This is a genomic window from Microbacterium sp. EF45047 (assembly GCF_028472845.1).
GTDB classification, from domain to species: domain Bacteria; phylum Actinomycetota; class Actinomycetes; order Actinomycetales; family Microbacteriaceae; genus Microbacterium; species Microbacterium neungamense.
In genome coordinates, this window is the sequence record NZ_CP069429.1 from 2,193,774 (window position 1) to 2,206,633 (window position 12,860).

General features: G+C 71.9%; 17 protein-coding genes and 3 pseudogenes. 8 read left to right on the forward strand and 12 right to left on the reverse strand.

The annotated features are described in order from the left end of the window. The first annotated feature begins 67 nt into the window (after window positions 1–67). Complete coding sequence (locus JRG78_RS10735) at window positions 68–784, forward strand: glutamine amidotransferase-related protein (RefSeq protein WP_259606655.1); 717 nt, start codon at window positions 68–70, stop codon at window positions 782–784. A gap of 42 nt (window positions 785–826) precedes the next feature. Here the strand turns inward: JRG78_RS10735 and JRG78_RS10740 are convergent, their stop codons facing one another. After that, entirely contained in the window at window positions 827–1,318 is a 492-nt protein-coding gene (locus tag JRG78_RS10740; RefSeq protein ID WP_259606656.1) for a glutaminase, read from the reverse strand. A 94-nt stretch (window positions 1,319–1,412) separates the two neighbouring features. Between JRG78_RS10740 and purU the strand changes: the two genes are divergently transcribed. After that, a complete protein-coding gene (purU, locus tag JRG78_RS10745) occupies window positions 1,413–2,264 on the forward strand; it encodes a formyltetrahydrofolate deformylase (protein ID WP_259606657.1) in 852 nt (283 codons plus the stop codon). A 122-nt stretch (window positions 2,265–2,386) separates the two neighbouring features. Here purU and JRG78_RS12770 read toward each other — a convergent pair. From JRG78_RS12770 to JRG78_RS10770, 5 genes and pseudogenes are all read right to left on the reverse strand, one after another. Continuing rightward, window positions 2,387–3,434 (reverse strand): annotated as a pseudogene (locus JRG78_RS12770) (NAD(P)H-dependent flavin oxidoreductase). A 77-nt stretch (window positions 3,435–3,511) separates the two neighbouring features. Next, the gene (locus tag JRG78_RS10755) at window positions 3,512–3,814 is read right to left on the reverse strand and encodes a hypothetical protein (RefSeq protein ID WP_272653370.1); all 303 of its coding nucleotides are present in this window, start codon (window positions 3,812–3,814) and stop codon (window positions 3,512–3,514) included. 8 nt (window positions 3,815–3,822) lie between these two features. Next, a pseudogene (locus JRG78_RS10760) lies at window positions 3,823–4,002 on the reverse strand (SDR family oxidoreductase); the annotation flags it as partial. Further along, window positions 4,002–4,382 (reverse strand): annotated as a pseudogene (locus tag JRG78_RS10765) (transposase); the annotation flags it as partial. The pseudogenes JRG78_RS10760 and JRG78_RS10765, both read right to left, overlap by 1 nt. A 191-nt stretch (window positions 4,383–4,573) precedes the next feature. Further along, window positions 4,574–4,909, reverse strand: a complete 336-nt coding sequence (locus JRG78_RS10770) for a DUF7882 family protein (protein WP_259606659.1) — start codon at window positions 4,907–4,909, stop codon at window positions 4,574–4,576. Window positions 4,910–4,980: 71 nt separating this feature from the next. On the opposite strand from JRG78_RS10770, the gene JRG78_RS10775 reads away from it, so the two are divergent. Then, the gene (locus tag JRG78_RS10775; RefSeq protein ID WP_259606660.1) at window positions 4,981–5,292 is read left to right on the forward strand and encodes a DUF7882 family protein; all 312 of its coding nucleotides are present in this window, start codon (window positions 4,981–4,983) and stop codon (window positions 5,290–5,292) included. A gap of 41 nt (window positions 5,293–5,333) precedes the next feature. Here JRG78_RS10775 and JRG78_RS10780 read toward each other — a convergent pair whose 3' ends face one another. Both JRG78_RS10780 and JRG78_RS10785 read right to left on the reverse strand, forming a co-directional pair. Then, the gene (locus tag JRG78_RS10780) at window positions 5,334–6,011 is read right to left on the reverse strand and encodes a DUF6766 family protein (RefSeq protein WP_259606661.1); all 678 of its coding nucleotides are present in this window, start codon (window positions 6,009–6,011) and stop codon (window positions 5,334–5,336) included. A 1-nt stretch (window position 6,012) separates the two neighbouring features. Next, the gene (locus tag JRG78_RS10785; RefSeq protein ID WP_259606662.1) at window positions 6,013–6,135 is read right to left on the reverse strand and encodes a hypothetical protein; all 123 of its coding nucleotides are present in this window, start codon (window positions 6,133–6,135) and stop codon (window positions 6,013–6,015) included. Window positions 6,136–6,298: 163 nt separating this feature from the next. On the opposite strand from JRG78_RS10785, the gene JRG78_RS10790 reads away from it, so the two are divergent. From JRG78_RS10790 to JRG78_RS10800, 3 genes are all read left to right on the forward strand, one after another. Then, window positions 6,299–6,715, forward strand: a complete 417-nt coding sequence (locus JRG78_RS10790; RefSeq protein ID WP_259606663.1) for a CBS domain-containing protein — start codon at window positions 6,299–6,301, stop codon at window positions 6,713–6,715. Between the two features lie 100 nt (window positions 6,716–6,815). After that, entirely contained in the window at window positions 6,816–7,187 is a 372-nt protein-coding gene (locus JRG78_RS10795; RefSeq protein ID WP_272653371.1) for an FHA domain-containing protein, read from the forward strand. 191 nt (window positions 7,188–7,378) lie between these two features. Continuing rightward, window positions 7,379–8,434: an IS110 family transposase gene (locus JRG78_RS10800; protein WP_432806392.1), complete on the forward strand. Its 1,056-nt coding sequence runs from the start codon at window positions 7,379–7,381 to the stop codon at window positions 8,432–8,434. Here the strand turns inward: JRG78_RS10800 and JRG78_RS10805 are convergent. From JRG78_RS10805 to JRG78_RS10815, 3 genes are read right to left on the reverse strand one after another with little or no spacing between them, the layout of a single operon-like run. Further along, complete coding sequence (locus tag JRG78_RS10805) at window positions 8,413–9,042, reverse strand: alcohol dehydrogenase catalytic domain-containing protein (RefSeq protein ID WP_272653372.1); 630 nt, start codon at window positions 9,040–9,042, stop codon at window positions 8,413–8,415. The two genes, JRG78_RS10800 and JRG78_RS10805, sit on opposite strands and share 22 nt — an antisense overlap. Further along, complete coding sequence (locus JRG78_RS10810) at window positions 9,027–9,371, reverse strand: alcohol dehydrogenase catalytic domain-containing protein (protein ID WP_259606665.1); 345 nt, start codon at window positions 9,369–9,371, stop codon at window positions 9,027–9,029. The genes JRG78_RS10805 and JRG78_RS10810 overlap by 16 nt, the downstream gene beginning before the upstream one ends. Next, window positions 9,368–9,955: an HAD-IA family hydrolase gene (locus tag JRG78_RS10815; protein ID WP_259606666.1), complete on the reverse strand. Its 588-nt coding sequence runs from the start codon at window positions 9,953–9,955 to the stop codon at window positions 9,368–9,370. The genes JRG78_RS10810 and JRG78_RS10815 overlap by 4 nt, the downstream gene beginning before the upstream one ends. Window positions 9,956–10,015: 60 nt before the next feature. On the opposite strand from JRG78_RS10815, the gene JRG78_RS10820 reads away from it, so the two are divergent. Both JRG78_RS10820 and JRG78_RS10825 read left to right on the forward strand, forming a co-directional pair. Further along, window positions 10,016–10,561, forward strand: coding sequence for a GntR family transcriptional regulator (locus tag JRG78_RS10820; RefSeq protein WP_259606667.1), 546 nt, complete (start codon window positions 10,016–10,018; stop codon window positions 10,559–10,561). Between the two features lie 73 nt (window positions 10,562–10,634). Beyond that, a complete protein-coding gene (locus tag JRG78_RS10825) occupies window positions 10,635–12,395 on the forward strand; it encodes an HNH endonuclease signature motif containing protein (RefSeq protein ID WP_259606668.1) in 1,761 nt (586 codons plus the stop codon). A 141-nt stretch (window positions 12,396–12,536) separates the two neighbouring features. On the opposite strand, the gene JRG78_RS10830 is transcribed toward JRG78_RS10825, so the two are convergent. Beyond that, window positions 12,537–12,845 carry a hypothetical protein gene (locus JRG78_RS10830; RefSeq protein WP_259606669.1) on the reverse strand — a complete coding sequence of 103 codons (309 nt, stop codon included), beginning with the start codon at window positions 12,843–12,845 and terminating at the stop codon, window positions 12,537–12,539. Between the last annotated feature and the right edge of the window lie 15 nt (window positions 12,846–12,860).

Sequence of the window (12,860 nt, forward strand, 5' to 3'; positions counted from 1 at the left end):
GGCTGCGCGTGTCTATTCCCGGTTCCCGATCCGGATCCGCGTTCCGGCCCGTCGATAGAATCGCCGGGTGGTCTCGCTCCTCTACGTCTGCGTGAGGCCGGAGCGCGGGGCGGCGGATGCCGAGCACCGCTCGTTCCGGCGGGCGCTGGGCGTGCCGGAGCTGGCCCGGATCGACCTCATCGACCGCCCGCTCGACGGCGAGGCGGACGGCTTCGACGGGGTGGTCGTCGGCGGCTCGCCGTTCAACGTCGTCGCCGAGGAGCGCGATGCGGTGCAGCGCCGCGTGGAGGCCGACCTCGAGACGATGGCGCAGCGGGCGCTCGACGGCGGCACGCCGGCGTTCTTCACCTGCTACGGCATCGGCGTGGTGACGCGGATGCTGGGCGGCACGGTCGGCACGGCGACCCCGGAGTCCACGCGCCCGACCACGATCCGGATCACGGCCGCGGGTGCGGAGGATCCCGTGTTCGGCCCGTCCGCGCCCGAGCTGCCGGTGCTCACGGCGCACAAGGAGGGCTCGGCCGAGCCGCCGCCGGGGAGCGTGCTGCTGGCCACGAACGACGACTGCCCGGTGCAGGCGTACCGGGTCGGGTCGCGGCTGTACGCGACGCAGTTCCACCCCGAGGTCACCCCGCAGGACTTCGTGGACCGGATGGCCTACTACCGCAGCACCGGTTACTTCGATCCGCGGGAGTACGACCTCACCGCGCAGCGCGTGCTCGCGGCATCCGTGCGCGGCACCGACCTGCTCCGCCGCTTCGCCGACCGCGTCGCCGCCCGCTGACCGTCGCCGACGCTGACCGCGTCGCCGATCGTTCGCGGTCCCTCAGGCCCCGTCCGCCCGACCGAGCAGCGCGATGCGCTCGTCGAGGTAGCCGGCGAGCGGCACGAACGCCCCGCCGGGCGCCCACCGCACCTGCGGGATGCCGTCGACGCTCCGCAGCGGGCCGGACTCTCCTCCGGCGTCGACGGCGCCGAGGTCGACCGCCGTCCAGCCGAGGTGCACGATCTCCCCCTCCGCGAAGCCGCCGCGCAGCGCCTGCATCCGCCGCTCCGCCCGCGCCCGCGACGACTCCGCCGCGTAACCGCGCCGCCCGGGATCGCCCGCCCGCAGGATCTCCCCCGTCGCGAGCACGGCGTCCGCGGTGAGCAGCAGCACACCGAGGTGCCACGCCTCCCCCGCGCGCACGATCCGCTCGCCGCGCCACCGCGACCGCCGCTCGCGACCGAGCGCCACGCGGGGCGCGCCGGCATCCGCCAGCCGCCGGCGCGCGTCGTCGAACAGCGCGGACGCCGTGACCGCCTCGCTCGCTTCCACGTCCTCAGGCTATCGACCGCACGCCTCGCGACGCGGGCGATTCGTGCTCGCCGCCGCATCCGGGGGAGAATGACCCAGACCCCGAGGAGCATCCATGTCACAGTCCGACACCGCACGCCTGCTCATCGCCTGCGACGACCGGCCCGGCATCGTCGCCGCCGTGGCGGGCGTGCTCGCCGAGCACGGCGCGAACATCATCTCCCTCGACCAGCACTCCACGGATGCCGAGGGCGGCCGCTTCTTCCAGCGGACGGTGCTGCATCTGGAGGGTCTGGCCGCGAAGCGCCCGGCGCTGGAGGCGTCGATCCAGAAGGTGGCCGAGCGGTTCGGCATGGAGTGGTCGCTGCACGACACCGCACGGCGCAAGCGCGTCGCGATCTTCGTGTCGAAGTACGACCACTGCCTGATGGAGCTGCTGTGGCGCACCGAGCGCGGCCAGCTGGACATCGACATCACGATGGTCGTCTCGAACCACCCCGACCTCGCCGATGCGGTGCGGTCCTTCGGCGTGCCGTTCGTGCACATCCCGTCGACGGACAAGGCCGAGATGGAGCGGCGGCAGCTGGAGCTGCTGCAGGGCAACGTCGACCTGGTCGTGCTCGCGCGGTACATGCAGATCCTCACCGACGACTTCATCGAGCGGATCGGCGCGCCGGTGATCAACATCCACCACTCCTTCCTCCCCGCCTTCATCGGCGCGAACCCGTACGCGCGGGCCAAGGAGCGCGGCGTGAAGCTCATCGGCGCGACCGCGCACTACGCCACCGCGGATCTCGACGAGGGCCCGATCATCGAGCAGGACGTCACCCGTGTGACGCACTCGGAGTCGGCCGCGGAGCTGCAGCGCCGCGGCGCGGACGTCGAGCGCCTGGTGCTGGCGCGCGCCGTGCAATGGCACGCCGAGGACCGCGTGATCGTGCACGGCCGCTCCACCGTCATCCTGTAGCGAGGCGGCGCGCCGACCTGGGCGCGGCCCCGGATGCCGGGGCGCGGGCCCGGATACCGGGGCGCGAGCCCGGATGCCGGGGCGGGGGACCGATGCCGGGGAGGGGGCCGTCCGGCGCCGCGTCAGGCTCCGGCGGGGAGGCCGGCGACGAGCTCGGCGAACGCCTCGGCGGCGGTGTCGCGGCGCGCCAGCGGCGCGGACTGACCCAGCCACAGCGACTGCAGGTCGCCGAGGCCGCGCTCGCCCGCCACCGCCCGGAACCGGCCGGTCAGCCAGTTCTGCGCCGGGAACAGCGCGATCGCCCCGGCGGCCTCGATCTCCGCGACCGCGCGGTTGCGGGCGCCGCGGGCGAGCCGCCCGCTCATCGCGCGGGTGAGCACCGTGCCGTCGTCCGGCGTCGCGCGGATCGCCGCCCGGTGCGCGTCGTTCGCGGCCGACTCGGCGGTGACCAGGAACGCCGTGCCCACCTGCACCGCCGCGGCACCCAGGGCGAACGCCGCCGCCACGCCCCGACGGTCGGCGATGCCGCCGGCGGCGATCACCGGCACCCGCACGGCATCCGCGACCTGCGGCAGCAGGGAGAACAGCCCGACGAGCGACTCCTCGGCCGGGCGGAGGAAGGAGACCCGGTGCCCGGCCGCCTCGGCCCCGGTCGCGACGACCGCATCGACGCCGCCCTCCTCGAGCGCGACGGCCTCCGCCACCGTGGTCGCGGTGCCGATGACGCGGATGCCGCGGGCGGTGCGCCTCCTCGACGACGCCGGCCGGCGGCACCCCGAACACGACGCTCAGCGCCGCCGGCGCCGCGCGCCACACCGCGTCGAGCTGCTCGTCGAGCGGCGGGAGGTAGCGCTCCGGCCGCGCCGGCGGTTCCAGCCCGACCTCCGCGAAGAACGGGGCGAGGGCCTGCGCGTGGCGGTCGTGCGCGGCATCCGGCTCCACTTCGTCGCCGGTGGGCAGCCAGATGTTGAACGCGAACGGCGCGTCCGTCCGCTGCCGGATGGCGTCCGCCGTGGCGAGGATGCGGTCGGCGTCGTAGCCGTACAGCCCGTACGACCCGAGCCCGCCGGACTCGCTCACCGCGGCCGTCAGCGCCACGGAGGACAGGCCGCCGAACGGCGCCAGGATGATCGGATGCCGGATGCCGAGCAGTGCGCGCAGATCAGTCACCCTCCGAGGCTACGCCCGGCGGGGCATCCGCCCCTGTCCCGTGTCGCCCGCGCGGACGGCGGGCGACACCGGGACCCTCACAGCGGAGGCATGTGCGGGATCGTCACCGGAGGACGCGACCGGTCGGAGGCGGCGGCCACCGCGGCGTCCAGCTCGGAGAACAGATCCGCGAAATCGTGGAAGCGCGAGCGCCGCGGGCACGGCCGGCGCAGCCACAGCACGTCCAGCGTGCCGGTGTCGTTGCGCTCGACGTAGGCGATGAGGCACTCGGCGTCGCCCTGGCGGCGCGACGGGTCGCAGATGCGCCAGCTGTCGCGGCCGAGGGGGGTGAGGTCCCAGTCGCCGTGGGGGGCGGGGGAGGTGGGGGGAGGAGGGGACACGATCGTACTCACAGCGGCTTCCCCCCGGTCACGGCGATGACGCTCCCGGAGACGTAGGAGGATTCCTCGGCGGCGAGGTACACGTACGCCCCGGCGAGCTCTGCGGGCTGCCCGGCGCGGCCGAGCGGGGTGTCCTGCCCGAAGCTCTGCAGCTTCTCGGCGTCCCACCCGGTGGCGGGGATGAGCGGGTCGTCAGCCCGCGCGCGGTCAGCGATAGGATAATCTCGTCGATCCCGTCCAACCGCCGCTGCCGCTTGCGCACGATCTTCGGCTGGAACGACCCGTCACGATCTCTCGGCACGTCGATCTCGACGGCACCGACCTCGGTGAACACGGTCTTGGACCGGGTCCCGTTGCGCGCGTTCTCGCCGTTCGATGACGCGTGCTTCTCATAGCCGAGATGCTCGGTCATCTCCGCCTCGAGCGCGGTCTCGAGCACGGTCTTCGTCAGACCGCCCAGCAGGCCTCCCGGCCCCACGAGGCTGACGCCCTGCTCCTTCGCCTGCGCAAGCAGCTGCTCGGCGATCTGTTGCTGATCGATGATCTCTCCCGTCACAGGATCGATCATCTCGATGGTCTGGCTCATAGCCCTTCCTTTCGGTCAGGCCAGTCCCAGATCCACCGTTTTGCTGACAGTCCCCATGCTCCGCGACGGCACCCTCTACCAACCGCGACCAGCCCAACCCGCCCTCGCCGCTTGACAGAGGACATAGGGGCACCCCCCGCAGGCCCGCACCCGGGCCTGCACGGCGGACGAGTTCAGCCGAAGGACGCGGCTTCTCCCGGGGCTTCGGTGCCCTCGGCGGGCTCGGGCACCAGGTGCAGGCCGGCGGGCGTGTTCGCGGTGAAGGCGAGCGCCTCGATCCAGGCGCGGTTGATCGAGGGCTGGCGGCTGCCGTAGTACTTGAACACCAGCGAGCTGCCGGAGTGCACCCACACGGTGGTGCGGCCGCCGCCGACGCTCGGATCCTCCCGCCAGCTGAACGGGAACGGCTCGCCGCGACGCAGCTTGGCGGTGATCACGAGCTGCAGGTGGGAGAGCGCGCGGTCCTCGAACTCCGTCTTCACCGTGCCGTCGTAGATGAACTTGCCCATGCGTCCCTCGTGCTCGTTCGTCGTTCGCGCAAACCGTCGTGCCCCTCCCCGGTTGGGGCTAGCTTATCCGCATGGGAAAGCTGCACTACGGGGCCGGCGATGATCCCATCGAGATCGAGGACCGCGCGCTCGCGCATCTGAAGGTGGTCATCGCGACCAAGCTGCGTCGCAACGAGAGCTTCACCCTCTCGTGGCGGCATCCCGATGGCGATCCGGCCGGCCGCTCCACAATCTGGCTGCATCCGTCCATCCCGCTGCGCTTCGAGTTCGGCGAGCCGGACCCGCCGACGCTGAGCACCGAGTGGATCCACGCGATGGCGAACTCGGCGAACACCAGCGGCGGCATCATGCTGCTGCCGGAGCACCTCGACGCCGAGGAGTGACCCCGCTCAGGCGGCCGTGCGGCGGCCTGAGCTGCAGGCTCTCACTCCGACTCCCACGCCGCCACGTGGTGCGGGGCGCCGACCGGCTTGGACTCAGCGGAGGAGCGCTGACGCAGGAAGATCGAGAACGCGACCATGGTGCCGACCGCGAGGAACTCGCTCTGCCAGTTCTGCAGCGTGCGGTCCCAGAAGTCGGGCGAGACGACGTACTCCGCCCACGTGATCGGGGCCTCGCCGTGCTGGGCGTGCTCCTCGTTGGCCACCACCACGCCGCTGAGCGACTGCAGCAGCCAGGACAGCACGAAGATCGCGCCCATCACCAGCACCAGCGAGTTCTCGTACAGCCACAGCCGGATGCCGGTGACCTTGGCCCACTTCGGCGCGTCCGGCGGCGCGTACTCTCCGACGAGCTGATCCTCGTCGGTGGCCGGCCCCTGGTCATCCGGCTTCTTCGACTCCGGCGACCCGCGCTGGATGAACCAGACCGTCGCGGCGATGAACAGCAGGAACTGCAGGAACTCCGACTGCCAGTTCTCCGCGACGTCCACGACGAAGTCGCTGGAGAACACGAACGGCAGGTACCCCTCCGGTGCCATGCCGTGCTGGGCGATCTCCTCGTTGGTGCGCAGCCACCCCGCCACGGACTGACCGGCGAGCGCGAGCAGGAACAGGACGAGGAAGAACAGGCTGAGCCCGTTGTCCTTGAGGAACCGGCGCATGTCAGTGCCCGCTTCCCACGACCGCGAACATGGCGGCGAAGCCTGCGATCACGAGGCCCATCCACGTCCAGAACATCGCCACCGGCCCCGCCATCTCGGGGCCGTCTTTCTCCTCGCCGGCCATGTCGTACTCCCTTCCCTCTTCTCCGGATGCTGGCCGCGTCGGCATATCGGCGAGAAGTGCCTTGACTCCTCCTGCCGGGGCTGTCAAGGCCCTGCCCGGCCTGTGCCCTCCGCCCTAGCGTCGAAGCGAACCCATCGACGGACCCACACGACCGGAGAAGACCATGACGCTGACGCGCGACATCATGACACCGGGAGCCCGGTGCATCGGCGAGAACGACTCCCTGACCATCGCCGCACAGATGATGAGCGATCTCGATGTCGGGGCGCTGCCGATCTGCGGCGAGGACGGCAGGCTCAAGGGGATGCTGACCGACCGCGACATCGTCGTGAAGGCGGTCGCCGCCGGCGAGGACCCCGACTCCATCCCGGCGGGACGGCTCGCCGCCGGCATGCCGATCACCGTCGGCGCCGACGACGACGTGGAGACGGCGCTGCAGAAGATGCAGGAGCACCAGGTGCGCCGGCTGCCCGTGATCGAGGACCACAGGCTCGTCGGCATCATCAGCCAGGCCGACGTGGCACGGCACCTGGACGCCGAATCGACCGGGGAGACGGTGGAGCGCATCTCGCAGCAGTGACACCCGTCGCCCGGTCGACGCGCGCCGCCGCATCCGTCAGCCGCACGAACCACGAACGCACCCGCCTCACGAACCCCGCCTCACGAGAGAAGGAGAGCACATGGACGAGCAGCCCGACACCGCCGAGCCGACCACGACCCACGCGGAGTGGGGTGCGGGCGACCCGCACCTCATCGTCTTGCGCAGCCTGGACGAGCGGCTCGTCTTCCCGCTCACCGAGAACCGGGTGACGATCGGCTCCGCCGCCGGCAGCAGCCTCGTGCTGGACGGGGCCGACCCCGTGCACGCCACCATCCTGCACGACGACCGCGACGAGTACGTGCTCACCCTGCACGGAGCCGGCGAGATGAACGCGAACGTGCCCGAGGGCGCGGACGGGGCGCGCACGGAGGTGCTCCGCACGGGCGCGCGCTTCACGATCGGCGACTGGACAGTGATGATGGTGGTGGGAGCCCCGCAGCGGTTGTCCTGACTCAGCGACTGACTGACTACGGGTCTTGAACGCGATCTGTCGTTCGATCGCTGCGGGGCTGCCATGCACTCACCGTGCGAGGGTTGTGACCTCATAGGAGCCTGTGCCAGCAGGCACCCATCACTGTCTTGTCCGCTCGCTCTCGGATGGTGCGTGCCGTCCGATCGGAGAGTTGAGAGGAAGGGACGGCGATGACCACCATCGCACGAGAAGAGCAGCAGGACCAGGTCATGATCGTGGCGGGTATCGACACGCATGGCGATTCCCACACCGCGGCGGTCATCGACACCACCGGCCGGCTGCTCGGGAGCGCGCAGTTCCCCGCGAATCGTTCCGGTTATGCCGCGTTGCTGAGTTGGGCGTGTGCGTTCGGTGTGCTCGTGATCGCGGGGATCGAGGGCACCGGCGCATACGGTGCCGGTCTTGCCCGTCACCTGCGCGCTGCGGGTGTCGAGCTGCGGGAAGTGGACCGACCGGACCGGAAGTCGCGGCGCTTTGCCGGTAAGTCCGACCCGCTGGACGCGGAAGCTGCCGCCCGGGCAGCGTTGGCAGGCACACGATCGGGGATCCCGAAGGACCGAGCAGGGAAGGTGGAAGCGCTCCGCAATCTGCGGATCGCCAGGCGCAGCGCCGTGACCCAGCGCGCCGACTGTCAACGCCGGATGAAGGCGATCATCGTCACCGCACCCGACGCGCTCCGCGAACGGTTGCGGGGGCTGTCAGACCGGGAGCTGATCGAGGTATGTGCCGCTGCACGTCCCGACACCACACGCGCCGACGAACCCGAGCAGGCATCGAAGATCGCGCTGCGCGCTCTCGCACGCCGCCACCAGTCGCTGACCGCCGAGATCGCCGAACTCGACGCACTCATCGACCCTCTCGTCGCGGACATCAACCCGCGGCTGCTCGCCCTCAACGGGGTCGGCGCCGATGTCGCCGGGCAACTGCTCGTCACCGCTGGCGAGAACCCCGGCCGGCTCCGTTCCGAAGCCGCATTCGCGATGCTCTGCGGCGTCGCGCCCATCCCCGCCTCATCAGGCAAAACCCACCGACACCGCCTCAACCGCGGCGGCGACCGCCACGCGAACGCCGCGCTCTACCGCATCGTGCTCTGCCGGCTCCGCTGGGATCCCAGAACCCGCGCTTACGCCGCCCGACGCACCACCGAGGGCCTCTCGAAGAAGGACATCATCCGCTGCCTCAAACGCCTCATCGCCCGCGAGATCTACACCGCCCTCACCACTTGACATCCATAGGAGCATCGCTGGTGTACTCCCGCGAGGAGTTCGCCGACCACGGCCGGCCGTACGGCGGACGCGAGGGCGGCGAACTCTCCGACCAGCCGCCGCAGCCGGAGCGGCCGGACTACCGGCACGATCCGCAGGGCGAGGACCAGCCCCGCGAGCAGGAGGTCCGCGAGGGCTGACCTGCGGCGCCGATCCCGGGAGGCGTCGAAGAGCACCGGGTCGGCCGGGAACACGCTGCCGACGAGCACCACCACCCCGCCCACGTCCACGGCGGCGATCGCGGCCGCGGACAGGCCGACCAGACCGGCGCCATAGACCCGCACCCGGGCGCCGTCCAGCGGGCGCAGGCGGCCGGCGCGGGCCACCGCCGCCCAGGCGGTCGCGGTGGCGCAGGACGCCGGGGCGAGGGTCGCCGCCGGGAGCGTCTCGGCCACCCGCACGATGTGCGTCCCCGCCCGCAGCTGCACGTGGCTGGCGAAGCCGCCGGTGAGCTCGCGATGCGGCGCGATCCGGTCGTGACCGTACTTGCCGAGGTCGCGGCACTTCTGCGTCAACCCGGCCGCGCACCGGTCGCACCGGCCGCAGGACACCGTCACCGACCACACCACCCGGTCGCCCAGACGCAGGGGCGTGCCGTCCGCGGCATCCGCGCCCGCCTCCCCGATCGCGCGACCACCCGTCCGACGCTCTCGTGACCGAGGACGACGGGAAGGGACGCGGGCCGGCGACCCAGCGCGGTGTGCACGTCGGAGCCGCAGATCGTGGACAGCTCGACCGCGACGAGCACGTCGTCGGGGGCGAGGGCGACCCCGGGGACGGCGATCGTCTCGTGCCGGTCGCCGAGGAACGCCATCGCCACGGCCGGCGGACGCAGCGCGATGTCCTGCCGCCGGCCGGCCGCCGGGTCCTGGTCGGGGCGCGCGGGTGCCGCTCTCATGCCCGGGCGAGGGCGAGCAATCCGCGCTCCGCGAGCACGTCGCGCAGCTCGGCGACGCTGCCCAGCACGGCATCCGCCCCGGCGGCGCTGAGCGCCGGCCGGTCGTGCGCCCCGGAGAGCACACCGGCGACGAACCCGGCGCCCGCGCGGCGCCCGGACTGCACGTCGCTGACCGTGTCCCCCGCGACGGCCACCGCCTGCACCGACGAGGCGCCCGTGCGGATCAGCGCGGTGAGCACCAGGTCCGGCGCGGGGCGTCCGCGGCCGGCATCCACGGGCGACAGCGCGACGTCCACCAGGTCGCCCCAGCCGAGCGCGGCCAGCAGCGCGTCCCGGGTCACCGGAGCGAACCCGGTGGTCAGCGCGACGGCGACGCCGGAGTCCTTCAGCGCCTCGATCGCGGCCCGCGCACCCGGGATCTCCTCCGCGCCCTGCTCGGCGACGATCTCGGCGTACGCGCCTTCGAACGCCGCCGTGGCGCGCTCAGCCGCGGCGCGGTCGCCGCCGGCGAGATGGGTGAAGACGTCGATCTTCGACTGACCCATGGTGTCGCGCACGTACTGCAGAGCCTCCTGCCACGGCATCCGTCCGGCCGACGCCGGTGCGCTCGGCGGCGCGCTGGAAGGCCCGCTCGACGACGCCGGGTGGTGTCGAGGAAGGCCGATCAGGCCGTCGACGTCTCGATCCCGTTCACCCGGTGGGCCCGCGATCTGGGCGTCACGCCGGGGGCGATCACGCAGGAGCTCAGCCTGCGGAGAGCGGGTGTCGAGAAGGCGGCCGCGCTCGGCGTCTCCCCCGAGGACACCATCGTCAGCGTCGTGCGGCTGCGCCTGCTGGACGGGCGTCCGACGATGCTGGAGCGCCTGAGCTACACCGAGGCCGTCGGCCGGACCCTGTTCGACGTGAACCTCGACGAGGTCTCGATCACCGAGTACCTGGCCTCGCGCGGGCATCCGATCGTCGGGCTGCAGCACGAGATCGACGCGGTGGCGGCGGACGAGCAGGATGCGGCGCTGCTGGAGGTGCCGCAGGGCACGCCGATCCTGCGGTTGAGCCGCATCTCGCGCGACGCCGACGGCGTCGTCTTCGAGGCGTCCGAGGACCGGTACCTCAGCGACGTCGTGCGCTTCACGGTGTCGGCCTCGGGGATCTCGAACGACGGCCGGTACATGCGCGCCGTCGGGGGATGAGGCGCGAGGTTCGTCGGACTTATCTTCGCACCTCTCTCTTGCTATCTTCGTAGTTGTGTTCTAATATGTGTTCATGGCGGGGACGGATCCTCTGGACTTCGAGCGGCGGGCGGCGCTGCTGGATGAGTGGGTGCGGACCCGGGCCGAGATCGCGGCGCTGGAGGCGCGGGCGGCGGGGCTGCTCGCGGAGCGGATGCGGGTGATGGAGACCGATGCGGCCCGGTCGCCGGTGCATCGGGACGGGATCTGGCGGTCGATGGTCGCGGAGTACTCCGCCGCCGGTCGGCTTTCCAAGGGCAGCGTGGAGTACGCGTTCACGGACGCGTGGGCGCTGGCGGAGGACTTCCCCGCCGTACGTGAAGCGCTCCAGGATGGGCGGGTCACGATCGGGCATGTGCGGGAGATCGTGCGCTGCGCCGGTGCGGTGCACGAGGCGATCGGGCACGGCGCGGTCGCCCCGGGCACCCTGGCCCTGTACGAGGCGGCGGTGCTGGTGGTGGCCGAACAGGACAGCCCCGCCCGCACCCGCGCGCACGCCCGGCAGGTCGCCGCGTCCCTGGCCGGGCAGACCGTGACCGAACGGCACAGCAAAGCCCGCGCCGAACGCACCGTCACCATCCGCTCCGTCGGCGACGGCCTCGCCCTGCTCACCGCCGTCCTGCCCGAACACCTCGCCGCCGGCATCATGGACCGCCTCACCCAGATGGGCCGCCACCTCCTCCGCACCCACAAACCCACCAGAACCACCAAGGCGGCGGGAACCGCACGAGCCGGGGCGGGTGCAGGGACCACCGCAGCGGCCGGAGCCGGTGCGGCGGCGGGGACCGGGCGGCCGGGACCGCTCGATCCCGACCTTGGCATCGCCCTCCTGGACGCGCACGAGGACGATCATGCCCTCACCGCCGAGGACTGGGCAGCCGTCGACGCTTTCCGCCGCCAACTCGACGGGGTTGATGGTGAGCACGACGAAGGATCGTTTCTTTCCGACAACGACGACGTCGATGACGACGGTGAAGACGAGGACGATGGCGGGATCGATGAGAAGGAATGGACGCGGATCTGGGAACAGATCCTCTCCGCCGACCCCGCACCGCTTCTCCCCGCCGAATCACCCACGGTCGAGGAGACGCGCACGCTGGATCAGATCCGCGCGGACCTGCTCGCCGACCTCCTCCTGACCACGGATCCGGCCCAGGCCCGGGGCACTGCTCTGGACGCCATCACCGCCCGCATCCAGGTCACCATCAACGCCACCACCCTCCACGGCGACGACGAGCGATCTGCCGAACTCGACGGCCACGGCCCCCTCCACCCCGACACCGCCCGCGCCCTCGCCGGCCGCACCACCGGATGGACCCGACTCTTCCTCTCGCCCACCGGCCTCATCACCCACACCGACACCTACACACCGACCGAGCCCATGCGGCGGTTCCTCCGCGCGCGCGACCAGCACTGCCGCTTCCCCGGCTGCCGCATGCCCGCCCACCGCTGCCAGATCGACCATAACCACGATCACGCCAAAGGCGGACCCACCGCGATCGGCAACCTCAGCCACCTCTGCCTGACCCACCACACCATCAAGCACCCCGATCTGCCTGACCACATCCGCTGGGCCGTCCGCCAGCTTCCTGATGGCACTCTGGAATGGACCAGCCCCCTCGGCCGCACCCACACCGACCGGCCCCGAGCACGGGTCCTCTTCACCCCCAACCCCGACACCAACCCCGGAACTGATCCCGAGCCCGACACCGACCCCGGAGCAGGCCCCGAGGCTCCGCACCAGCCACGCCTCTACCGGCAACCCGCCCCCGAACCCCAACCCGCACCCTTCTGAACCCGGGCACCCCCTGAACCCGGGCACCCCCCCACGCCCACGCCGGTGCGCATACCGGCATCCCGGCATCGCGGTTCGACGCGAAGATTTCGACGCGTGGACTCGGCTCATGGATGCCGGCCGATCGCCTGACGACCCGGTTCAGAACGAGATGCCGGGCGGCAGATTCGCGACGTCCCCCGGCTCGACCACGTAGATCACCGCGGTGTCGGCGGGCACCCGGATCTGGAGACGGGCGGTGAACACCGACCAGCGGCTCACCACGAGCCGCTTCACCGTGACGCCGTCGAGGCGCTGGCGCTGACGATCGACGCCGAACCACCAGCCTGAGTAGCGGATCTTCACCTCCGCGCCGGCCGGCCCCTGGAACCAGGCCGTCGTCGTGACGTTCCAGAAGGTCTCCAACGTCCGCCAGTCCCCCGCGCGGACGAACTTCTTTCTCACGGGCATGGTGCCCTCCTCTTC